Origin of the sequence: Paenibacillus sedimenti (assembly GCF_014534655.1) — a bacterium.
In the GTDB taxonomy this organism is placed as follows: domain Bacteria; phylum Bacillota; class Bacilli; order Paenibacillales; family NBRC-103111; genus Paenibacillus_E; species Paenibacillus_E sedimenti.
Map to the genome: position 1 here is coordinate 233,139 of NZ_JACVVD010000003.1, position 21,264 is coordinate 254,402.

21 protein-coding genes are annotated in these 21,264 nt (G+C 48.3%); 8 read left to right on the top strand and 13 right to left on the bottom strand.

Annotation, left to right across the window (positions count from 1 at the left end; genetic code table 11):
* Nucleotides 1–27: 27 nt before the first annotated feature.
* Both ICC18_RS09720 and ICC18_RS09725 read right to left on the bottom strand, forming a co-directional pair.
* Complete coding sequence (locus ICC18_RS09720) at nt 28–534, bottom strand: YceD family protein (protein ID WP_188174202.1); 507 nt, start codon at nt 532–534, stop codon at nt 28–30.
* A 91-nt stretch (nt 535–625) separates the two neighbouring features.
* Complete coding sequence (locus ICC18_RS09725; RefSeq protein WP_188174203.1) at nt 626–1,750, bottom strand: SepM family pheromone-processing serine protease; 1,125 nt, start codon at nt 1,748–1,750, stop codon at nt 626–628.
* Between the two features lie 126 nt (nt 1,751–1,876).
* Here ICC18_RS09725 and ICC18_RS09730 point away from each other — a divergent pair, with 126 nt between their 5' ends.
* Nucleotides 1,877–3,172 carry a nucleoside recognition domain-containing protein gene (locus ICC18_RS09730; RefSeq protein ID WP_188174204.1) on the top strand — a complete coding sequence of 432 codons (1,296 nt, stop codon included), beginning with the start codon at nt 1,877–1,879 and terminating at the stop codon, nt 3,170–3,172.
* 19 nt (nt 3,173–3,191) lie between these two features.
* Here the strand turns inward: ICC18_RS09730 and coaD are convergent, their stop codons facing one another.
* Both coaD and rsmD read right to left on the bottom strand, forming a co-directional pair.
* Nucleotides 3,192–3,707 carry a pantetheine-phosphate adenylyltransferase gene (gene coaD / locus ICC18_RS09735; RefSeq protein ID WP_376745617.1) on the bottom strand — a complete coding sequence of 172 codons (516 nt, stop codon included), beginning with the start codon at nt 3,705–3,707 and terminating at the stop codon, nt 3,192–3,194.
* An 83-nt stretch (nt 3,708–3,790) separates the two neighbouring features.
* A complete protein-coding gene (gene rsmD, locus ICC18_RS09740) occupies nt 3,791–4,354 on the bottom strand; it encodes a 16S rRNA (guanine(966)-N(2))-methyltransferase RsmD (protein ID WP_188174206.1) in 564 nt (187 codons plus the stop codon).
* Between the two features lie 366 nt (nt 4,355–4,720).
* On the opposite strand from rsmD, the gene ICC18_RS09745 reads away from it, so the two are divergent.
* Nucleotides 4,721–5,197 carry a C40 family peptidase gene (locus ICC18_RS09745; RefSeq protein WP_188174207.1) on the top strand — a complete coding sequence of 159 codons (477 nt, stop codon included), beginning with the start codon at nt 4,721–4,723 and terminating at the stop codon, nt 5,195–5,197.
* 204 nt (nt 5,198–5,401) lie between these two features.
* On the opposite strand, the gene ICC18_RS09750 is transcribed toward ICC18_RS09745, so the two are convergent.
* Nucleotides 5,402–5,686 carry a hypothetical protein gene (locus ICC18_RS09750; protein WP_188174208.1) on the bottom strand — a complete coding sequence of 95 codons (285 nt, stop codon included), beginning with the start codon at nt 5,684–5,686 and terminating at the stop codon, nt 5,402–5,404.
* Nucleotides 5,687–5,952: 266 nt separating this feature from the next.
* On the opposite strand from ICC18_RS09750, the gene ICC18_RS09755 reads away from it, so the two are divergent.
* On the top strand, nt 5,953–6,450 hold the full coding sequence (locus tag ICC18_RS09755; protein ID WP_188174209.1) for a GNAT family N-acetyltransferase: 498 nt from the start codon (nt 5,953–5,955) through the stop codon (nt 6,448–6,450).
* A gap of 7 nt (nt 6,451–6,457) precedes the next feature.
* Here ICC18_RS09755 and ICC18_RS09760 read toward each other — a convergent pair whose 3' ends face one another.
* Entirely contained in the window at nt 6,458–7,516 is a 1,059-nt protein-coding gene (locus ICC18_RS09760) for a WD40/YVTN/BNR-like repeat-containing protein (protein ID WP_188174210.1), read from the bottom strand.
* Nucleotides 7,517–7,679: 163 nt separating this feature from the next.
* On the opposite strand from ICC18_RS09760, the gene ICC18_RS09765 reads away from it, so the two are divergent.
* A complete protein-coding gene (locus tag ICC18_RS09765; RefSeq protein ID WP_188174211.1) occupies nt 7,680–8,741 on the top strand; it encodes a polysaccharide deacetylase family protein in 1,062 nt (353 codons plus the stop codon).
* A 39-nt stretch (nt 8,742–8,780) separates the two neighbouring features.
* Here the strand turns inward: ICC18_RS09765 and abc-f are convergent, their stop codons facing one another.
* Nucleotides 8,781–10,628: a ribosomal protection-like ABC-F family protein gene (gene abc-f, locus ICC18_RS09770; protein WP_188174212.1), complete on the bottom strand. Its 1,848-nt coding sequence runs from the start codon at nt 10,626–10,628 to the stop codon at nt 8,781–8,783.
* A 390-nt stretch (nt 10,629–11,018) separates the two neighbouring features.
* Between abc-f and ICC18_RS09775 the strand changes: the two genes are divergently transcribed.
* Entirely contained in the window at nt 11,019–12,029 is a 1,011-nt protein-coding gene (locus tag ICC18_RS09775; protein ID WP_312029506.1) for a CobW family GTP-binding protein, read from the top strand.
* A gap of 55 nt (nt 12,030–12,084) precedes the next feature.
* Here ICC18_RS09775 and ICC18_RS09780 read toward each other — a convergent pair whose 3' ends face one another.
* On the bottom strand, nt 12,085–13,092 hold the full coding sequence (locus ICC18_RS09780) for an HD-GYP domain-containing protein (protein ID WP_188174214.1): 1,008 nt from the start codon (nt 13,090–13,092) through the stop codon (nt 12,085–12,087).
* Nucleotides 13,093–13,305: 213 nt separating this feature from the next.
* Between ICC18_RS09780 and ICC18_RS09785 the strand changes: the two genes are divergently transcribed.
* Both ICC18_RS09785 and ICC18_RS09790 read left to right on the top strand, forming a co-directional pair.
* Nucleotides 13,306–14,307, top strand: coding sequence for a permease (locus ICC18_RS09785; RefSeq protein ID WP_188174215.1), 1,002 nt, complete (start codon nt 13,306–13,308; stop codon nt 14,305–14,307).
* Nucleotides 14,304–15,290: a TIGR03943 family putative permease subunit gene (locus ICC18_RS09790; RefSeq protein ID WP_188174216.1), complete on the top strand. Its 987-nt coding sequence runs from the start codon at nt 14,304–14,306 to the stop codon at nt 15,288–15,290. Before ICC18_RS09785 ends, ICC18_RS09790 begins: the two co-directional genes overlap by 4 nt.
* 66 nt (nt 15,291–15,356) lie before the next feature.
* On the opposite strand, the gene ICC18_RS09795 is transcribed toward ICC18_RS09790, so the two are convergent.
* The 5 genes from ICC18_RS09795 to rnz form a co-directional block, all read right to left on the bottom strand.
* Nucleotides 15,357–16,370 carry a CobW family GTP-binding protein gene (locus ICC18_RS09795; RefSeq protein ID WP_312029507.1) on the bottom strand — a complete coding sequence of 338 codons (1,014 nt, stop codon included), beginning with the start codon at nt 16,368–16,370 and terminating at the stop codon, nt 15,357–15,359.
* A 21-nt stretch (nt 16,371–16,391) separates the two neighbouring features.
* Nucleotides 16,392–16,934, bottom strand: a complete 543-nt coding sequence (locus ICC18_RS09800; RefSeq protein ID WP_188174217.1) for a hypothetical protein — start codon at nt 16,932–16,934, stop codon at nt 16,392–16,394.
* A gap of 38 nt (nt 16,935–16,972) precedes the next feature.
* The gene (locus ICC18_RS09805) at nt 16,973–18,118 is read right to left on the bottom strand and encodes a metallophosphoesterase (RefSeq protein ID WP_188174218.1); all 1,146 of its coding nucleotides are present in this window, start codon (nt 18,116–18,118) and stop codon (nt 16,973–16,975) included.
* Nucleotides 18,119–18,158: 40 nt separating this feature from the next.
* Nucleotides 18,159–18,839, bottom strand: a complete 681-nt coding sequence (locus tag ICC18_RS09810; protein WP_188174219.1) for an SOS response-associated peptidase — start codon at nt 18,837–18,839, stop codon at nt 18,159–18,161.
* Between the two features lie 171 nt (nt 18,840–19,010).
* Nucleotides 19,011–19,940, bottom strand: a complete 930-nt coding sequence (gene rnz / locus ICC18_RS09815) for a ribonuclease Z (RefSeq protein ID WP_188174220.1) — start codon at nt 19,938–19,940, stop codon at nt 19,011–19,013.
* A 168-nt stretch (nt 19,941–20,108) separates the two neighbouring features.
* Between rnz and ICC18_RS09820 the strand changes: the two genes are divergently transcribed.
* Nucleotides 20,109–21,245 (top strand): zinc-dependent alcohol dehydrogenase, encoded by a 1,137-nt coding sequence (locus ICC18_RS09820; protein ID WP_188174221.1) that lies wholly within the window; start codon nt 20,109–20,111, stop codon nt 21,243–21,245.
* The last annotated feature ends 19 nt before the right edge of the window (nt 21,246–21,264 follow it).

Consider the following 21,264-nt stretch of genomic DNA (forward strand, 5'->3'; position numbering starts at 1 on the left):
CACCTCCTTAATCGAATTTCGGGCTGCTTATTCTTTGTTAAAAAAGTCCGCGAGACCTGCAAGCCGTGGATCAATCTTCTCCTGCTTGCAGCCGCAATCGCGTTGATTGCGGTTCTCTCCGCACACGGGACAGAGACCTTTGCACGCTTCGTCACATAGTGGTATATAAGGCAAGCCTACCACCACATATTCCGCGACATACGACTCCAAATCGACTTTATCTTCAGTCACTAGATGAATATCCTCGTTGTTCTCGGATTCCTCGTCCAGCTTCTGCGTGAAAACTTCCTCAAAAGGAAGCTCGATTGTTTGCTTGACGTGCGATAAGCATCGTGAACAGCTTAACTCCAAATCTAGCGTTAACGTACCGTTAACTTTAGCTGCTCCTTCTTCATGCCGAGCATGAAGATCGACATGTATGGGACTGTAACCTAGAATGTCTTGGCGTCCTTCAAAAGGAGCTGTCAAGTTCATATCTTCGGTCATATGTACCGGTTGTCCTTTAAGAGCAAGATCTTTCAAGTGAATCTGCATGTTATCACCCCGAACAAACAAAGATTATTATATCCAGTACAAACGCCTTTTGTCAACCAATCAGCATCAACTTCTTGATCTTGACACACAATTATTTTGGCGGCAATGCTTCCAAAAACTTGATAGCATCATCCATGGTGCCGATCTCGACGATTTTCATTTTCGACTTAATCTGGTTCGCTCTGGCAACCGCATCGGAATAGTTCTGAATTTTCGTTCCATCTTGGTAAGTCATATCTTTAGGCGCAAAAAAATATTCCGCCCCCTCTTTATCCGCAGCGATAATCTTATGCTGGATGCCGCCGATCGGTCCGACCGTACCGTCCGTCTCGATGGTTCCCGTACCAGCGATTCGGTAACCTTTGGAAATATCCTCCGGGAGAAGCTGATCATAGATTTCAAGCGAGAACATCAGGCCTGCCGAAGGTCCGCCGATTTCGCCGGCTTTGATTGAAACTTGCTGATCGGCTTGATCGGCCTTAACCGATCGCATGTCCGCCGGTACGACGCCGATGCCTGCTCTCTGCCGGCTCGTATCGCCTTCCTGTCCGGGCAATAAACCTAGAGTCAATGTAGCCTTTTGCTCGGTTTTATTTCTGCTGAACGTAATCTCTACAGCTTCGCCGGCTTTTTTTTCTTTGAGAGAATCCAATAGATCCTGTGCGACTTTGATCTCTTTTTCGCCGGCTTTCAGCAGCACATCTCCGGGCTTCAGCACCTTTTCGCCGGCTAATCCAGGTAATGTTTGGAGTACCATAACACCCTCATGATTGATGTGAAAAGGAATTTTCGCCTTTGTATAGGCTGCTTGAATCGCGCTTGCTTGGGAGGTAAGCATAACATATTCCTGACGCTGTGAATACTCCTGCTCCGACTCCCCTTTTCGCAACACGCTCGTTTTGGGCTGAATTTCCTCATAAGGATGAACGAGACCGATTAGATAATTGACGACATTCGCATCGGCAACTCTAACCGTAGTAAGCATAAAAGCGCCTTTTTCAGAGTCGGAACTTTTTGGAATGGTTACCATCGGTTTAATGACTTCAGCAGTTCCCGGCATGAAAATAAAATAGGGAAGCCGAACAAAGAAAAGCATATAAACGATGGCAATGCCGACTAAAAACGAAATTAAATAGCGTCTCGTAGACGTACTCTTGGGGTGTCGGTATGAATCGCTTGACCACGTGCGGATAGTACTATCTTCATTATCGTCCATACAGGTTCCCCTCCTGTGCTGCCTGCATATAGGCCACCCATGTCACCAGACCAAGTGAAAGCTTGGTCTAAACCTGCTCCTAGATGCGTACAAATGTAGCATATTTAATAGAATGAGGTGGATTCCATGCAGCGTATGCATTCTAAATCCGGCAGTAAACTCACCACGCTGCTGCTGGGGTCTTTAGCTGCCATTGTAGTGGTATCAGTCATTTTATTCCCTGATCAAGCCTTTCAATCGTCACTTGAGGGGCTTACGATCTGGTGGAAGCTGGTCTTTCCGGCGCTGCTGCCTTTCTTCATTCTGACCGAGCTATTGATCGGTTTTGGCGTCATACAAGGTGCAGGTACATTATTGGAGCCGCTAATGCGCGTTCTGTTTCGCCTTCCCGGGGTTAGCGGTTGGGCGCTGGCTTCCGGTTTAATTATAGGATTTCCTACCGGGGCCAAAATTACCGCAAGCTTACGCGAAAAAGGCCTGATATCCCGGGTAGAATCCGAGCGATTAACGGCATTATCCCATCTTTGCAGCCCTTTATTCATGATTATGGTCGTTGGTGTGGGCTTTTTGCACAGCGCACGGCTCGGAGTTGTACTTGCCATCATCCACTATTTGTCTGCAATCTTGACTGGATTCTTAACAAGAAATAAAAAAGACAGAGAAATTGCTGGCGGAACACTTCAAGTTCAACCACAAGGATTAACTGTAACCAAAAAATTCGAAACGGCTTCCCTATGGAAGCGCGCACTATATACGATGCGAAACGCTTATTTGCATGATGGCCGCGCGTTTGGCAGAATGCTGGGCGACGCTGTCTCATCTTCCATTCAAGCCCTGATGCTGATCGGAGGTTATATGATGATTTTCTCCGTGATCATCAATGTCATAAATATTACGAATTTGACAGAAGGACTCCGTTTCATAGCAGATTCATTACCGGGCTTCATGCATATTGGCATTGATACTTCGCCCCAATGGGTAAAGGGCATGCTTGAGGTACATCTTGGCGCCTACGCCTTCAGCTCTGCAGATAACATCCCGCTCCTGCCGCAAATGGCGCTGCTTAGCGCATTCCTCGGTTGGGGCGGCTTATCCGCCCATGCTCAAGTGACCGGATTTCATCAGAAAACAGACGCGCGCTATGGACCATTCTTGTTAGCTCGCGCTTTGCATGCCGGACTTGCTTTTGTGCTTACTGTTCTGCTTTGGAAACCGCTCGAGTTCATGCTAAAAGACTCACAGCCCAGCTTCCTCTGGTTAGACTCAGCTGTAACCGAACAAACAAGAACCGTGTTCCCGCTGTACGGCGAATCGGCATGGGTCCTATGGGGACCAATGCTTTCGCAGCTGCTGCTGCTGTTAGGTGCGATGCTTTTGATTTCTGTATTGTTACAAAAATTCATGAGCAATAAAACTCAATGATACTTATGCTGGTACTTTCTTAGTTCGTTACCGGGAATTTCTTCTTCAGCGCCTCTTCCACCTCTGGAGGAACAAGATCACCGACAGGACCATGAAATTTGGCAATTTCCTTCACGATGCTTGAGCTTAAGTATGAATACTTGGGCTTCGAAGTCATAAAGAAGGTTTCCACGTCTGAATTGAGTTTATGATTCGTTGAAGCCATCTGCAGCTCATACTCAAAATCCGAGACTGCGCGAAGCCCGCGAACGATCAAGCGTACATTTTTGGCTTTCATATAATTGACCATCAAATCGCGGAAGCCGTCCACCTCTACGTTCGGTAAATCGCGAGTTACTTTTTTGAGGAGATCCATCCGCTCTTCCAGCGTAAATAACGGATTCTTAGTTGTATTATTAAGAACCGCTACAATCAGTTTATCGAACACCTTGGCCGCTCTGTGTATAATGTCCAGATGTCCATGCGTCACGGGGTCAAAACTACCAGGGTAAACGGCTATCGTAATGCCGTGCTCTTGCCTCATCATGTTGCTCATCTCCTTAGAGTTTTCGTTAGAAAACTTTCTTCGTAAGCATAACCTTGAGTTTTCGTTAGAAAACTGGCTTCGTATGCGTTCGCTTAAGTTAATTGCGTGAAGCGCCTATAAATTGTAACTGCAGTATCGCCATACTCCGCTCTACGCTGCTGCTCTAAACCACCAATAGCTTCTATGAGTACGTCCTGAGCATCATGCTCAACGACGATGACGACCTGTTCATCGAGCAGTCCTTGTTCTTCCATTGCCGTGATGAGTTCAGCGGTCACTTTCATTTTGTAGGGAGGATCCAGAAAAACAAGCTCGAACTTCTCGCCGCGTTTCGCCAACGCTTTGAGCGCCCTCGCGGCATCGTTGCGATAAATCTCAGCTTGCTCCACAAGACCTGCGGCCCGCAAATTATGCTGGATCGTATCGATGCTTTTTTTCTCGATGTCAATGAACACGGCCTTTTTCATCCCGCGGCTAAGCGCCTCAATACCGAGACCGCCCGTGCCGGCGAAGAGATCCAAGACCTGCCCTCCATCAAAATAAGGACCGATCATACTGAAGATCGCTTCCTTCACTTTATCCGTTGTCGGTCGTGTGCTCATGCCGGGTACAGCCTTTAACGACCTGCCTTTGGCACTGCCTGAAATCACTCTCATGCTTTATGTATTCCCTTCTAGCTGGCTCATTTACGATGCTATCGTACCACAAGCTCTAATTGTACACAAAAATTTTGTCTCTGGCATGTATAATTTTCCTTTAAAACGGTCATCCTTGAACTATCGACATCAGAGAATGTCGTAGACAACCGCGGAGAAGACTTACGTTTCCCCATAAGCTCTTCGTCCGGTTTCTCCTCTCCCATGAGGCGGCTGCGCAAGCAGTCGCCGTTATTATTTTAGGGGACAATTTGTCAAATATTCACTCCAAACCCATCACACTACTAAAGTCTGATAGTTTCATCCATGGTAGAATACGCATATAGCACAGTAAACTACCATAAATGGAATAAGGAGTGTTACATAATGAAAAAAATAATTGCTATTTCCGCTATTGCATTGTCCCTCTTTAGTTCAACTGCAGCACTACCAGCCAAACCGGCTTCAGCAGCAGAAATCTACGCCACGAATGGTCATATCCCGGTTGATATCGCAAAATCCTATATTGGAAAAGTAAGATATGAATTCGGTACCAGGGACCCGCAGAATCTCGTTTTTGACTGCTCGGCTTTCACGCAATTCGTCTTCAAGAAAAGCGGTCGCGTTATTCCTTGGGGATCCTCCGCACAAACATCTTATGGCACACGGGTCCCTTCTAAATCGCAGTTAAGTATCGGTGATCTGGTCATGTTCAGTACGAGTACGCCAGGCCGCATTAACCACGTAGGCATATACATAGGAAATGGTAAATTCATAAGCAATACAAGGTCTTCCGGCGTTGTTATCTCTGATATAAATACGGGCTACTGGGGTTCCAGATACATTACGGGACGTCATTATTAGGCAAAAAAAGACCCGCCTTTCGGCGGGTTTCAACATGTATATATATGAAAAGGGGGGTCTGGCTTTAATATATACCGCGAAGATTAATCTAAGCTGAAAATTTCATTACATTTATATAACAAAATATGCCTATTTGATTAAATCGAAAAAATAGAGGCCATCCCATTCGTAGATTCTGCTACGCTTGGGATAGCCTCTTTACTTTTACTTACCTTTTTTTCTCGTGTAGTACAGAACGCCTAAATAATGAGCACCCGTGAATAAGGTGAGAATGCCGAAAAACAAGAGAAAACCGCCTTGGGCATCGCGAAAGAACAATTGGAGGACAAAAAGCGCCAGCGAAATTTCCGTCCAAAGCAGCGTTCTTTTTTTGAGCTGCGTTAAATCGGCCGTGGTTTTGCTAATCTTGCGAAGATTCATGAATGTAAGTCCGCCAAGCAAGAAAACCCCAATAACGATAACAAGAATGTAACCCGAATTACCTGACATGCGAATCCCCCAGTTTCCTATATAATGATTCATATTATATCTAAGATACATGGATTGTTGCGATATGTCTAATGAGAAAACCTCTATCGAGGCCATTCATTGATGAGCGACCGCGTTTAGAGGAAGGTTTTATCGCCAATAAGAAAGCGGTTTTCGTAACCGAAAAAACTTGTACTTTCTTATGTGGAAGGAAAAAGGAGTTCGTCCCCAACTGTTGAATAATTTTTAGAAGTAGTACCCAATATCATCCAGCGAGGTGCAAGTACATGATCCAGGAAATTCAATTCAGAGACTTAGAAGAAGCCGATATTCCGTTACTGATGGACATTTATAATCATTTTGTCATGCATACTACAGTTTCTTTTCATACGGAACCGGTAACGTTAGACGAGTTTACGGATAGTGTGGTTCATCCGAATCCGCGTTATAAAACCTTTGTCATCATGTTGGACGGAAGCCTGCAAGGCTATGTGCAAGTCATGCCGCATAAGAAAAAGCAGGCCTATGCGACTTCCGGCGAGGTAACGATCTATTTGCATCCCGAATGTGTCGGCAAAGGTATTGGCACGGCCGCTCTCCAGCACATCGAGGCTTTTGCAAAGGAAAATGGGTATCACGTACTTGTCTCAACGATTTGCTCCGAGAACAGTCCCAGTATTCGATCTTTCACGAAGAATGGTTATTTCCAATGCGCTCATTTCCGAGAAGTCGGCTTGAAGTGGGGGAAATTTCTCGATATTGTGACATACCAGAAAATCATTTAAAAGATGTTCAGGACGAGAGCATGCTCCAATTCATTCCCCCATTTGTCGTTTGCCAAAGACCGTTCGCTCCCTGTATCCAGCCAGTTTGCGAGGAAATAAAGTTCATTTGCGTATTGAAATCCATCGGGTGCAGAGTTTGTGGAAATGAATGCCGGCTCCAAGATGACCCTCCATCCTCAGTCCGAAGCAGCCACCATCTTGGCTCGAGCTGTTCCTCCTTATTATGCAAGAGCAGCCAGCCATTACGCGGGCTTGAAAATGATATGGCTTGGGGTACGGCTTTCTCAGGCAGTTTGCCTGCCTCCAGCCATATCTCCCCATCGGACATCCGGTAGAGGATTGCCTCTCCCTTGTTATCTGAACTTGCGAACCACCCTTCGTTCGGCGATACAAATGTAAGCACGCCAGCGGCTGCTTGAGGCAACTGGATACGACTTGATGCTGACCAGGTCAATCCACCGTCCTCTGTTCGCAGCATTACCATGTCATTGGTTTTTTGGATGGCAATCAGTCCGTTTTGACGATCAAAGAATCGAAAAAACGGGGTTTTCGCCAAAGTACCGAATCCAGGTAAATTCCTAGCAATAATTTCCCACGATTGCCCGCCATCAGAGGTAAGACGCAGCTCCGACTTCCTGTTGATCGATTCACCGGTAAGCAGCCAGCCTGTCTGGTCATTAAGAAAAGAAATCACGGGCAGATTGGTCGAATGCGCAAGACTGCTAATCGTAACCCAAGATTCCCCTCCATCCTTAGTTTCCAGAATAGAAAGGTCATCTAAGCCCGGAACAAGACCAAACCCATGAAGCTCATCCACAAATTGGGCAGTTTGTATCGGCTTTAATGAAGGGACCGCCCGTACGCCTCGCTCTCCTCCGCGGGATCTCCATTCAGATTCGTCCATTTCGATCGCGGCGCCGGAGGCAACTGTGATTGTTTCCGTGTATTTGGGTTTAGGAATCGCTGTTTTAAGTGGTGCTGCGCGCGAATCTTCATGATGCATACAACCCGTACATAAAATAAAGAAGAGAATGAGCAACAGATATTTTTCACTCATTTTAGCCATGTCTGCTCTCTCTCCTTCTAATTAATTGTTCTGATTTTGGTATAAGTAATGACGGTCCGATCTCAAAATTAGTTCAAGTAGGAGTTAGCAAATTATTTCCACTGGATAGGATGCCCCGACATAACAAAACCTAGAGAGGATTTTAGCGTTCGGGGGGATTGTCATGATCAAGTGGCTATGGTTCTTTGCCATAGTATGTATTTTAGTGTCAGGCTGCGGAATTTCCCAAAAAAAGCCTGATCACGATCGACGCTACACTCAAGATTCGGATGGGCACGAGCTAGAGCTGAAAAATGAACAGAAAGCGGCTTCTTCAAATTTAGAGAACGGCCCTCGCTCCGATAATACGCCTTCAACAACTTCGATTCTTGAGTCCAAACCGGCCTCTCCAGAACCTTCGGCCTCGCCTGCGGACCAGCCGGAACCGACTCCGACTTCCGCAACTCCAGTTCCGAGTCCTATCCGTAAAGGGAACGCAAGAAAAGCCATGCCTCAACCGGAAGCAGCCAAAAAACCGGCTGTGCCTGTCCAGCAAGTTCAAGGGCAAAAGCAAAGTTCCGGAAGAAAGCTGACCCTCTCTCAGTTAGTCGTGAAGTATCCGGATACGTTCAAGCTTCGGGGTTCATCACAGGAGAAAAAAGTAGCGCTCACATTTGACGATGGACCCGATACCCGATTTACGCCGAAAGTGCTGGATGCGCTTAAGGCCAATCAGGTGAAGGCGACTTTTTTCCTGCTTGGCGCCAAAGCAAGTGCGCATCCGGACATCGTCAAACGGATTGTCAGAGAAGGGCATGTCATCGGCAATCATACCTACAGCCATGCTAATCTGCCTGGGCTCACGGTCGACAAGTTCCAAAAACAAATCGAAAGCGCAGAAAACGTGCTGCAAAGCATGATCGGCTACGCTCCGAAGCTCATTCGCCCGCCTTACGGCGCAATTAATGAGGAGCAGGTCAAGTGGGTGGCGGATCACCACTATTTAATCGTGAATTGGAATGTCGATTCGCTGGACTGGAAATCATTAAAGTCAGAGCAGGTACTGCAAAATATTATGCAGCAGGCAAAGCCCGGCTCTATCATCCTTCAGCATTCCGGCGGAGCAGACAGCCAGGATCTATCCGGGACGGTTCTGGCCATAAGCCCTCTTGTGAGCAAGCTGAAAGCGGCAGGCTACACTTTCGTTACCGTGCCGGAGCTGTTGCACGTAACCAAAAGCAAATAAGCCGGAAGCGCATCTGAAGGATGCGCACCCGGCTTATTCTCATTCCAGCTCAGCGAGCCTCGACTTGATGTCTCGGATCTGCTGAAGCTGTTCTTGGGCGATCTCGGGCTGCCAAGCTCCCTCGCTCATCAACTGCGCCAACGTTAATTCCAACTGTCGCTTTTCATTGGCTCTCGCTAAGAGCTCCGGAGAGCCCTCCTGCTCCTTCATTCGCTTCGCTTCCGCGTATTCGTCATAAGTACCCGCAAATGAGATCGGGCCTCGCTCACCGCCAAGCCAAAGCAGCTTCTGCGCCAGCTTTCGGATAAAATAGCGGTCATGCGAAACGATCACCATCGCCCCAGGATAATGAAGCAGCGCCTGCTCGATACGTTCACGGGTATCGATGTCCAAGTAATTCGTGGGCTCATCGAGCACCAGCAAATTTGCGCCGCTGAAATAGAGCTTCAGGAAGGCGACTCTGCACCGCTCGCCCATGCTCAAATCCCCGATGCGCTTGCGCACATCTTCACCTGAGAAGAGGAAGCAGCCGAGAATCGTGCGTGCCTGCGTTTGCGTCATGGCAGGCAGCGCCAACAGACTGTCCAGCAGTGTCACTCCTTCGTCGAGGTGTTCGAGCTCCTGCGATAAGTAACCGATCGACGTCTGCGGATGCTGCCGCACGATCCCGGCAGCAGGCTCAAGCTCTCCGACGAGCAGCTTCAACAGCGTCGTTTTGCCCGAGCCGTTCGGGCCCAGCACGGCCAGACGGTCGCCGCGTTCCACGCTGAGGCTCAAATCAGCGAACAGCTGGCGGCCGCCGCCGTAACCGAAGGAGGCCCGCTCCACCCGTACGAGCGTATGAGATGCAAACTCGCTCGCGCCAAGTTTGACCTTGAGGTGCGCCGCTTCCCGCGGCTTCTCCACGCGGTCCGCCTCCAGGCGCTCCAGCTCTTTCATCTTCGCGTTCATCCGCGAGACGTGCGTGCCGGCTCGCGCCTGGAAGTATCCCCGCTGTATCGGCACCTCGGCCATCCGGGCGTTCTTCTCGCCCTGATGGAACCACTGCCGATACGTGCGGATGCTCTCCTCCAGCTGCTCGCGCAGCTGCTGCTGCTTGCAGTAGAGCTGCTCCTGCGTACGCAGCTCGAGCTCCTTCTGGCGGGTGTAGTCACTGTACCCGCCTTTGTATCGCCGGCTGCCTGTCGGCGTCAGCTCGACCAGGCAAGTCGCCACACGATCCATGAAATGGCGATCGTGGGAAACGAAGACGACGGTGCCGGGATAGGCACGAAGCCAAGCTTCGAGCCAGTCGAGCGACTCCGCGTCGAGGTGGTTGGTCGGCTCGTCGAGCAGCAGCAGCTGCGGCTCGCGCACCATGAGACGCGCCAACTGGGCGCGCGTCTTCTGCCCGCCACTCAGCTTTCCGAGCGGCAGTTCCCACAGCTCACGGCCGAGCCCGAGCTGCAGCAGCTTGCGCTCCACTTGGCTTTCCCAGTGGTAGCCGTCAAGCGCCATGTATCGCTCCGCCGCCTCCTGATAGTCGGCGAGCACGCGTTCCATGTCTGCTGCATCCCGCATCTTCGCCTCCAGCAAATTCAAATGCTGCTTGGCTTCGAAGTGCTCCGGACTGCCAAGCTCCACGTAGGCATACGTTGATAACGCCTCGTCGGCCTCCGTCTGCTGCCCCATCCAGCCCCACTCCTCTAATGGAAGTCTACGTTCGACGGTGCCCCGATCAGGCTGCAGCGTGCCTGCCAATAAACGCAGCAGCGTCGTCTTTCCGATGCCGTTGCGGCCGTAAATGGCAATTCGTTCACCGGCATTTGCCTCCAGATCCACCTTTTCAAATATCGGTTTCCCCGCAAATTCCTTCATCAAATTCATCGCTTTTATAAGTAAAGTCATAGGCTCGTATCCTCCTTGAGTTCAAATGCAAAAAACCGTCAGGCCAGCGCCTACGGTCAGGAAGAACGAAATATAGGAAATAACATATGCAAAAACTGCGGCTCCTGAAGGAGTCGGTCCCTTTAGACATACGTATCCCACTCGCTCTACCTGCAAAACGTAGAGTCTGCTCATCACGATAAATTCGTTTAGCAGAAATGAGTTAGGCTACATACTCCATCGGTCTAAAGTACCTCCGAGTTCTTCAAGATGGCTTCATTGTAGCATATGTGCGGCAGCTTTCAAGGGAAAGAATCGTTATAATCATCAAATCTTGCAGAACCCCACCGTTTACGATACAATTTTATCCGTAATAATTACTAACTTTTTTGGATGGAAAGGAGATTTTCCGTGTCCAAAGTTCCCGTTATCGTACTGAGTGGTTTTCTAGGCAGCGGCAAAACAACGCTTCTCCTCCGCATGCTGCAGGAAGCCGCTTCTTTTGGGCTCAGTCCCGCCGTGCTAATGAATGAACTCGGGAAGCAGGATGTCGATGGCCATCTGCTGCAAGCTTCCTCTCCTGGAATCAACGTTGAAAAGCTATTAGACGGCTGCATGTGCTGCAGCAAAAAGAGTGAAATCAGCGACTCAGTCAAACATTTGCTCGGCCGTAAGCCCGACGTCATCCTTATCGAGCTGACCGGAGTAGCCAATCCGGAGGAAATTGTCGATGCCCTGACTGAACCTGCGCTGCTCCCCTACGTAAAGCTGAAAACTGTGATTACTGTCCTTGATGCCGAACACGTGCTCGAGTACAACAGCATCTTCGCTTCCGATCGCGAGCTGGTACATACCCTTCGCAGGCAGATGGAAGTTGCCGACCTGCTGCTTTTGAACAAAATAGATCTCGTGAACGATAAACAACGTCAAACGATCGAGAAAACCGTTCGCAAATGGAATGAACGCTCCTTATTGCTGCCAACCGCTTATAGCCGATTCGATTTAAATCTCATTTTCGGCCCTTTGCAAGCACAAGAGCTATCTCCAGCGTCTTCACCGACGTTTAACCGGAAACTTCAAGTTGTCAAAAGTGTGCGGTCAAAGAGCCAATCATCCGGACATACCATGTCCTATTCCCGCATTCAAACAGTCACGCTTTCCGCGGATTTTCCGCATTTCGTTACACAGCGTACTGTGGAACGTTTTTTAACGAAACGAGGGTCTATGCTGCTTCGCGCCAAAGGCTATTTCAAGCTCGGATCCGGCGGCGAATCCTATTTAATGCAGTTCTCCGGCAAACGCACCAATTGGCAGCATGCATCCTTTGAAGGGAAGCCATATCTTGTGCTTATCGGCATGGACTTGGATGCGGAGACTCTGGAGCAGGAGTGGCATCAGCATATGACGGAATCGTCCTTTTAACCTGCTATATACCAAATAAAGCAGCCTGCCCGTAACCCGGGGCAGGCTGTTTCATTTATGCAATAACGGATTGGATATGAATTTCTCGATCCTTGCTCAGATCGATAAATTCATCGCCTACTTTTACCAGCGGATTTCCCGCATCATGGGGATTAATATAAACCACTTCGCCTTGGCGGCCGTCGGAGAGAACAACCTGGTTGCCGACTAAATGCCGGGTAATATTGTTCAAGAAAACGGAGACAATTTCAGGATCGAATTCACCGAACTTTCCATTTTGCATTTCGCCTAAAACTTCATGGAAGGGCTTCGGTTCATGATATGGCCTTTTGGAAGTCATCGCATGAAAAACATCGGCAACCGCCACAATTTTGCTGTACATGTCGATGTCGCCATTTTTCAAACCGTTCGGATATCCCGTACCGTCCTCTCTCTCGTGATGCTGTAAAGCTACAGCAGCCACTCTCGGTCCTACGCCTACCGTATCTTTGAGCATTTCATAGCCATAAAGGCTGTGACGCTTTATGATTTCGTATTCTTCTCTCGACAGCTTGCCCGGCTTATTCAAAATCTCTGACGGAATTCTCAATTTCCCAACATCGTGCAGTGTTGCGGCAAGACTTAGCGTCGTCAATTCTTTGGCACTCAGATTCATCCATTTGCCTATTAATGTGGCTAGCACGCCTACGCCGATATTATGCTGGTGCGTGTAATCGTCCTTCGCTCTCACAGCTTCAAAGAGCTGAAAGACATTCGGATTTTCTGTCATTTGTTGTACTGCGGGGATCACTTCTTCACGAATTTCGAGCAGGGGAATTTTTTTGGTTAGTTGAATCGAGTGAAATAACGCCTTCGTATTCTGTACGACTTGCTGCATTTGAGTTTCGCTTGAAACTTTGGCCGGCTCCGCCGCCACATCGAAAATAATGGTAAACAGATCGATACGATGCATCTGCAACAACTCAAGTTCTTCGCTGCCTATGACGGACTGGGCAGGAAGAAGGACGAGCCCGTATGAATTAACAACGTCCTGCTTAACTCTTCTCCCTAAAAATCTCTTCATATGGCGCTAATCTCCTAAGCACATGTGATCATCCCAAATTGTAAACTATACTTTACAAAAGATATATTCAACTTTCATAAAATTTTAATAAAGTTTTGATTAAGCTTTTGAAACAAGCATCCGATCCTGTCAAAGCTTTGAAAAATTGTCCTATATCCCTTTTATGTTTCATACGATATAATAGTAATTATTATTATTAAGGAGCTTATCATCATGCCATCGACTATTTTTCGAGTAAGCATGCATGCCATCACTGCAATCTGCTTCCTCCTTATTGTGTTAATTATTATGAATCGGGATATTCCCCAGCTTTCCCTTCTGACAGCAGATCATATTCAGTCTTTCAAAACGATGTTCATCAGCATTTTATTGGAAGCAATCCCCTTTATTTTGTTAGGTGTGCTGCTTTCAGCCTTGCTTCAAAACTTTGTCTCTGAACAAACGATCCGCCGCTGGATTCCAACAAATCCGGTTCTTGGTATTTTATTCGCCTGCGTATTAGGCATTCTATTTCCCATGTGTGAATGCGGCATGATCCCTGTCGTCAGGCGGCTTATCATGAAAGGAATGCCCGTATATATCGCCGTCGTTTTCATCCTCACGGGCCCGATTATCAATCCGATTGTGTTCGCCGCCACATTTATGGCTTTTCGTAATCATCCTTATATGGCCTATTCTCGAATGGGACTAGCATTTATGGTCGCTGCCGTCATTGGCGTGCTGCTTTACCGGTTTGTTAAAAGCAATCCTTTGCGAATTAGCAGAACCCACTTTTCCAGCCAAGAATCAGTGGAAGGACATCAGCATCAAGGCAGCAGATTCACTTCATTTTTTGTGCATGCGTCGGATGAGTTTTTTGAAATGGGTAAATATCTGGTCTTCGGTTCACTGCTCACTGCTCTTATACAAACCTTTATGCAGCGGGAAAGCCTGGTTGCTATCGGACAAGGACCTGTAAGTTCCCATTTGTTTATGATGGGCTTTGCGTATGTATTGTCGTTATGTTCCACATCAGACGCGTTCGTGGCTTCGTCTTTTCAGACGACGTTCACGTCCGGCTCGCTGCTTACATTCCTTGTACTCGGTCCGATGTTAGATTTCAAAAGCACATTGATGCTGCTATCCGTTTTTAAAACAAAATTTGTGTTCGTTCTGTCGGTGCTGGTCGCGATGACCGTACTGTCTATATCGATGTTGTGGGAGGTTCTCTCATGAATGATAACCGGTCGGTTAGCTTTCACTATTTGCTGCGCACCATAATTTTACTTGGCTTCTCGAGTTATATCGTCTATTTAGCCAAGTCTGATTCGCTCCAATATTACATAGCGCCACGCATGATGATTTATGTCAAATGCGCTGCAGTTGCCCTGTATATCATCGCCTGTTTTCAAGGCTATTCCGCTCTACGCGCTTATTGGGGCAAACAAATCGCTTGCGATTGCGAACAACCGGTTTCCCGCTCAGCATTCCGCAATTTTGTTTCTTACGGGCTTCTTGTTCTGCCTTTGCTAGTCGGCTTCCTGCTGCCCGACACTGCGCTTGGCAGTGCGATGGCTGCTGCAAAAGGGATGAATCTCTCAGCCGCGAAATCGGCGGTCTCCAAACAAAGCGCTGAAATCGTGACGAACAATGGCGTACCTGCAGCTACACCAAGCCCGACGGTGAGCCCCAGTCCAAAGGCTGAAACCGTATCCCCTGCTCCAGCTGCTTCAGGCAATGATAAAACCGATGCAGAGCTCCAGCAATTATTCCATGTCGACAGTGAATGGGATGAGGACTTTGCCAAGATCGGTATGCTACTCTATAAAAAGGACACGATCGTCGTCAAACCCTCCATTTACATGGAGATCTTGTCGTCAATCGACTTATTTAAAGATAATTTTATCGGTAAAAAAATAGAGCTAACCGGATTCGTTTACCGGGAAGATAACATGAAAAGCAATCAGTTTGTCGTCGGCCGGTTCGCGGTAAGCTGCTGTTCCGCAGACGCCACTCCTTATGGGGTTATGATCGACTTTCCGACAGCCCAGAACTACACCAAAGACACGTGGGTGAAAGTGACAGGAACCATCCAAACCGGGACCTACAACGGTAACGATATTTTCACGATTAAAGCAACCCAGATCGAGAAGATTACGGCTCCGGATTCACCCTACATTTACCCTAACTTTGAACCGCTCAAGGAATTGGATTCATAATAAAAAACCGTCGAAGAACCTTTGCATTAAGGTCTTTGACGGTTTTTTTGTACATTTGAACCTCATCTATTCGTTTGCAGATTCCAGTCTAAGCAGTGCGCTTCTTACCGCTTCTTTGGAAAAATTTTCGCCGATGAATACGGCGACGTCAGGCACCTCGCCTTGCGGCGTAATTTTGACGAAATCCATCTCGCGATAGGCGAATTGGAACAAGAAGCGGCTTGCCGTATCCGAGAAGCTGAGAATCCCCTTTGCGCGGTACACCTCTTTAGGCAGCTTGCTGACAAATTCTTCGAACGCATTGCTGTCAACTGCACGTTCAAAAAAGTGCGTATAAGCCATCACGTGACTGTGGGTATGATGGTGATGTCTGGCATGCGTATGCTCATGATCATGGTGATGTTTATGGCTTTCGTGCTCATGGGTAATCTTAACCTCAGCGCGGGCGTGCTGGCCAGCATCGCCTTCCGTAAGCGCTTCGATCAACTGCATATCGATTTGACTGAATACCGTGAAATGGACGGATGCATACGGATTCCATTCACGAACCAGAGCGTCTACCTCCTGCAGCGCTGATTGCGGCAGCAGGTCCGTTTTATTCAATAGCAACAGATTCGCACAGCGGATTTGCTCTTCCATGAGCCGGTACGTCTTGCCACGGCTCGTCCGGCTCAGCTCCAATAGCTGAGGAGCATCGACAACCGTGATGACAGCCTTGAGCTCGACGGGAAAAACGAGCGACGCGTCCGTCACTTCATCGATGATTTCAATCGGGTTCGCAATCCCCGTCGATTCTATAAAAATAAGATCCGGCTGCTCATTCGTCACAAGCTCCTTCAGCGCTGCAGCCAAGTCGCCTCTGCTGGAGCAGCAGATGCAGCCTCCCAACAGCTCTGACATCGGCACTTCTTCGGCAACTAACTGTCCGTCCAAATTGACTTCGCCAATCTCATTCATAATTACTGCCGGTTTTCGTCCCGCTTCCGTGAAATGATCAATCGCTTTGGTTAATAAAGTCGTTTTCCCGCTCCCCAGAAAGCCGGACAAAACGAAAACGGTAATTCGTTTATGCGCAATCACAACCACCCACCTCCGGTTTCGTTATTCTGATTGAATCGTGAATTTGGCTTGCAAAATGGGCCATTTCCCCACATGCCCTGCGAGAAAAGGGAACAGTTTCGCCCACAGCATGCTCTTGTCCGGATCCGCAGGTTTCAGCGGCAACTCCAAGCGCTTATACAAGATACTTGCTGCTTCTTCCACTAACGCTAAGGCGAGGTCTGCAGGATCCTCTCCGTTGACGGCTTCAAATTTCGGCAAATATTGTTCGTTGATCGGCGCGGATAATTGATGGCTGACCAAATTTTCAGATGCCATAACCTCGTTCATTCCTGAAAGAACAATACTAGCAGTTTCTTTATCAAAAGCATGAGGAATACAGTAGATTTCCAGCGCTAAAGCAGCGATGTATATCTCGCGAAGGAGCTCGTCCTCTTTGGCTTGCGATAGTGCAGGCTCCGTTAAAAAGGCGGTGAAGACCGGCCGGATCGTTTCCCAGCCGTTCTCTATGCTTTTCATTGTAAACTGCATCATGGCGGCAGCTGCTTCCACGGGTGTGATTTGTTTCTTTTCAATTTCTTGCATAACGTGAATCCTCTCTTCCCTCAGGTTGCTAATAACCCTTAACTGGTAAAATGTACGGTTAAATCGATAATTTCCGAACGGCTGCCAAGACGGATCGGCGGTCCCCACGTGCCGAAGCCGGAAGACACGATCGCATGAAGGTTTCCTTTGCGCAGATAGCCCCAGTCGAGCTCAAACAGCTTCCTTGTAATCAGATGATTCGGTACGATCTGACCTCTGTGGGTATGACCGGAAAGCATAACATCCGCGCCTGCTTCCGCCGCTTTGTCGAGATGGTAAGGCTGATGATCCATTACAATAATAGGCTGCTCGGCATTAACATCTTCCAGCAGTGAGCTTAAGGGCTTGCGTCCCTCGGCCATTCTCTCTGCTGCCTTGTCTTTTCTGCCGACAAGATATAATCGCTCTGCGATATGCACGGTTTCATCCATGAGCACACGAATGCCGATCCCCTTCATTTGTTCCACAAAGGCAGGTATATGACCGCCGATATATTCATGGTTGCCAAGTACGGCATAGACGCCGAGCGGGGCACGCAGCTCCCCCATCACCCGCCCCATGTTATAACGGATAAAAGGCTTAATGTCATCGTCTATAACATCCCCTGGCAGAAGAATCAAATCCGGCTGCATGGCATTGACGCGATCAACGAGCTTGCGCAGGTGGCGATTACCGACGATGGAGCCCAGGTGAATATCGGATGCTACAGCGATGCGGAGCTGCTTCCAGTCTCCTGCTGCTTTCGGAATTGTGATTTCATATTTGCGTATGACTGGACTCTTTGCATTGTAAATACCACGAACCAAGATGATGCCAAAGATCAAAATATTAAGCCATCCTAGCATGGAAATGTAGATGCTGGAGGGTACTCCTGCGAAGTTGAGTATGACTGCTGCCAAATCTGTAACCGGCAGCAGCAAAATGCCATACTGCATAACGGCAAACCAATACGAACCGATGACTTTTAAGGCGCGTGAAACATTGGCATGCAAGATGCGCGAAGCAAGCCACGATAGTAAGTACGACAAAGCGACAATCCAGAAGCAAACCCAATAAATACTGCTTTGAAACCAGGTGCCTAGCAAGTCAACCAGAAAAACTTGCAGGTGCCAGCCGATAAAGCTGTTAACTACGAGCACAATCAACATAAAGATTGCAATACTTGCTGCCATGCGTGTTTTCATCGTATGCAACTCTCCTATTTCTTTCACTTCGTTCTATTTTCTATAGCAGCAGGCTTAACTCTTCTATACACGACTCATCGTCATTGCGTACATTGCCAACCCTGCCCGATACGGGATAAGCGATCATTTCCTCCGCCGGATATGGCTTCAGCATCGGTCTCAGTACTTCTGTGTTCGTGATGCGGCGGTCCAGCCAAGCTGCTTCTGCTTCGCGCGGCAAAATGACCGGCATCCGGTCGTGAATGTCCGCTACCAGCTCATTAGGTGCCGTCGTAACTACCGTGCAGGTCGAGATTTTCGCGCCATCCGGCGAAACCCAAGTATCATATAGCCCGGCCATACTGAAGATACCCTTGCTTTTAAGCATAATCCGCATCGGCTGCTTCTGCTTGCCTGTACCTTTCCACTCATAGAAAGAGTCGGCTGGAATAAGGCATCGTTTGCGCTGAAACGGCGTGCGGAAGGCCGGTTTGTCTGAAAGTGTTTCAGATCTCGCGTTAAGCGTTTGGTACGCGATCTTCTCATCATTTGCCCACTCCGGGATGAGCCCCCATCGCAACTCCCCAAGCCTGTTCTTCTCCCCGTCATGGACAATAGCCATCACCATCTGTCCAGGCGCAACATTATATTTAGGACTATACTTTGATGGATATTTGTAATAGATATCATACCGAAGCAGCAGTTCTTCCAACATCACGGTAATCGTATAGCGTCCGCACACCGGTGAACACCCTTTCTTTTGTTTCCAACCGGCTAGCTCGCCACTTGGAAGTATAACTAAGATTCTACTTCCTCCATTATGAGAAAAACGACTATCCACGTCAAATCGTAAGAAGCCCGAGGCTAATTTCCCTCGGGCTTCTTCTTTGGGGTTCTGGGCTCACTCTTATTATTACACTTTACGAGGAATGTCAAAACTCCAGAAATCCTTGGCGATATGGCTGTTCGGATGAATGCTTTGCGCTTCCTGCAGCAGCAGATTCGTTTCCTCGCCTTGATAGCGCGAGCTAATATGCGTCATGATCAGCGTATCAACGCCCGCTTCCTCCGCAGTTCGCGCCGCATCGACGGAGGTCGCATGGTCGAACGCATAAGCCAGCTCCTGCTTGTCCATAGCGAATGTCGCCTCATGTATAAGCACGTCTGCGCCTTGAGCCAAATGCACGGCTCCGCTGCAATAGCGCGTATCGCCTAAAACAACGACTTTGCGCCCCGGAACCGGCGCCCCGACAAAGTCGGCTCCTTGAAGCACGCGACCGTCCTCGAGCTGCACGGTTTGACCCTGCTTCAGCTTGCCATAGATCGGTCCTGCAGGCACGCCGAGCTCGGAAAGCTTGTCCAGCATCAGCTTCCCCGCCAGATCCTTTTCGATAATCCTGTAACCGAAGCATTCGATACGGTGCTCAAGGCGAGCCGTCTCCACGCGAAAGGTTTCATCTTCGAACAAAAGACCCTCTTCCTGAATTTCAACGACTTTCAGCGTATAACTTAAATGTGCGCCGCTCACGCCCAACGCAGTATCGATAAAACTTTTTACGCCTACAGGCCCGTAAACGGTTAGTGGCGTATCACCGCCCAAATAAGATCGGCTGGTAAGCATCCCAGGTATGCCGTACAAATGATCACCGTGCAGATGCGTAATAAACAGTTTTTCCGTTCGCCCCAGCTTCACAGGAGAGTGCAAAATTTGATGCTGTGTGCCTTCGCCGCAATCGAATAACCAATATGTGCCTCGCTCGTCCAGCAAATTCAGCGCGATCGAGGTGACATTGCGTTGTTTGGAGGGCATTCCCGCCCCCGTACCTAAGAAATATAATTCCACTGCTAAACTCCTAACTATGTATAAATCCTATTTCATAAGTCGTCTTTTCACAAAATGCTAATCCAATTCCGTTCAGAAGTCAAACAGTGAAAAGAATCAAGTCTTACGTGTATGTAAATGGTACTAAAGTAAAATCTATAGAAATATCAACCAGCTTAGGAGGAACATATGAAAGCGACTACGTATCAAGGACCAAAGAACGTTCAAGTGAAAGAAGTCAAAGACCCGGTTATAGAGAATAAAGATGACATCATCGTCCGCATTACGTCAACGGCCATTTGTGGTTCCGACCTCCACCTGATACATGGACTCATGCCAAATATGCCAACTGACTACATAATCGGCCATGAACCAATGGGCATTGTCGACGAGATTGGTCCTGAGGTAACGAAGGTAAAAAAAGGAGACAGAGTTATCATTCCCTTCAATGTATCTTGCGGGCATTGTTATTACTGTCAGCATCAAATGGAAAGCCAATGCGACAATTCGAACCCGCATCGCGATGCGGGAGGCTATCTCGGCTACTCCGATACGTACGGCGGTTACGCTGGAGGTCAGGCAGAACTGCTGCGCGTACCTTACGCGAACTTCGGACCTTTCGTCATTCCCAAAAGCTGTGAACTGGAAGACGAGAAACTTCTATTTCTTTCCGACATCATTCCGACAGCGTACTGGGGTGTTGATTACGGCGGCGTGAAGCAAGGCGATACAGTCATCGTACTCGGTTGTGGTCCGGTTGGCCTGCTGGCGCAAAAATTCGCCTGGTTTAAAGGCGCTAAACGCGTCATTGCGGTTGACTATATCGGGTACAGATTGGATCACGCAAAGAGGGTCAATCGCGTAGAAGCGTTCAATTTCGAAGATACAGACAACATTGGAGCGCACCTCAAAGAAATTACGGGAGGAGGCGCGGATGTCGTTATCGACTGCGTCGGTTTGGATGGCAAGAAGACGTTCATCGAAAAGATTGAAACTGCTCTTATGCTGCATGGAGGAGCAATGGGTGCAATTAATATCGCTGCTCAGTGCGTCCGCAAATTCGGAACCGTCATGATGGTTGGCGTGTATGGCTTGCGCTATAACGCCTTTCCACTGGGTGACTTTTTCTCCCGCAACATCACGCTGAAAATGGGGCAAGCTCCAGTCGTCCATTACATACCGGATCTTTTCAAAATGATCGTAGAGGAGAAGATTGATCCGACTGACATCATTACTCATCGCCTTCCATTAAGTGAAGCCTCTCACGGATATGAAGTGTTTGATGAGAAAAAAGACAACTGCATCAAAGTTGTTCTGAAGCCGTAAGACAAGCAAAAAGCGAGGT

What these genes read in the sequence shown, in the direction of transcription:
- ICC18_RS09785 (WP_188174215.1), top strand. Translation starts at nt 13,306, where the DNA reads ATGCCATCGACTATTTTTCGAGTAAGCATGCATGCCATCACTGCAATC.
- ICC18_RS09805 (WP_188174218.1), bottom strand. Translation starts at nt 18,118, where the DNA reads ATGAAAACACGCATGGCAGCAAGTATTGCAATCTTTATGTTGATTGTG.
- ICC18_RS09790 (WP_188174216.1), top strand. Translation starts at nt 14,304, where the DNA reads ATGAATGATAACCGGTCGGTTAGCTTTCACTATTTGCTGCGCACCATA.
- ICC18_RS09820 (WP_188174221.1), top strand. Translation starts at nt 20,109, where the DNA reads ATGAAAGCGACTACGTATCAAGGACCAAAGAACGTTCAAGTGAAAGAA.
- ICC18_RS09720 (WP_188174202.1), bottom strand. Translation starts at nt 534, where the DNA reads ATGCAGATTCACTTGAAAGATCTTGCTCTTAAAGGACAACCGGTACAT.
- ICC18_RS09745 (WP_188174207.1), top strand. Translation starts at nt 4,721, where the DNA reads ATGAAAAAAATAATTGCTATTTCCGCTATTGCATTGTCCCTCTTTAGT.
- ICC18_RS09725 (WP_188174203.1), bottom strand. Translation starts at nt 1,750, where the DNA reads ATGGACGATAATGAAGATAGTACTATCCGCACGTGGTCAAGCGATTCA.
- ICC18_RS09760 (WP_188174210.1), bottom strand. Translation starts at nt 7,516, where the DNA reads ATGGCTAAAATGAGTGAAAAATATCTGTTGCTCATTCTCTTCTTTATT.
- ICC18_RS09800 (WP_188174217.1), bottom strand. Translation starts at nt 16,934, where the DNA reads ATGCAAGAAATTGAAAAGAAACAAATCACACCCGTGGAAGCAGCTGCC.
- abc-f (WP_188174212.1), bottom strand. Translation starts at nt 10,628, where the DNA reads ATGACTTTACTTATAAAAGCGATGAATTTGATGAAGGAATTTGCGGGG.
- ICC18_RS09755 (WP_188174209.1), top strand. Translation starts at nt 5,953, where the DNA reads ATGATCCAGGAAATTCAATTCAGAGACTTAGAAGAAGCCGATATTCCG.
- ICC18_RS09750 (WP_188174208.1), bottom strand. Translation starts at nt 5,686, where the DNA reads ATGTCAGGTAATTCGGGTTACATTCTTGTTATCGTTATTGGGGTTTTC.
- ICC18_RS09765 (WP_188174211.1), top strand. Translation starts at nt 7,680, where the DNA reads ATGATCAAGTGGCTATGGTTCTTTGCCATAGTATGTATTTTAGTGTCA.
- rsmD (WP_188174206.1), bottom strand. Translation starts at nt 4,354, where the DNA reads ATGAGAGTGATTTCAGGCAGTGCCAAAGGCAGGTCGTTAAAGGCTGTA.
- coaD (WP_376745617.1), bottom strand. Translation starts at nt 3,707, where the DNA reads ATGAGCAACATGATGAGGCAAGAGCACGGCATTACGATAGCCGTTTAC.
- ICC18_RS09780 (WP_188174214.1), bottom strand. Translation starts at nt 13,092, where the DNA reads ATGAAGAGATTTTTAGGGAGAAGAGTTAAGCAGGACGTTGTTAATTCA.
- ICC18_RS09730 (WP_188174204.1), top strand. Translation starts at nt 1,877, where the DNA reads ATGCAGCGTATGCATTCTAAATCCGGCAGTAAACTCACCACGCTGCTG.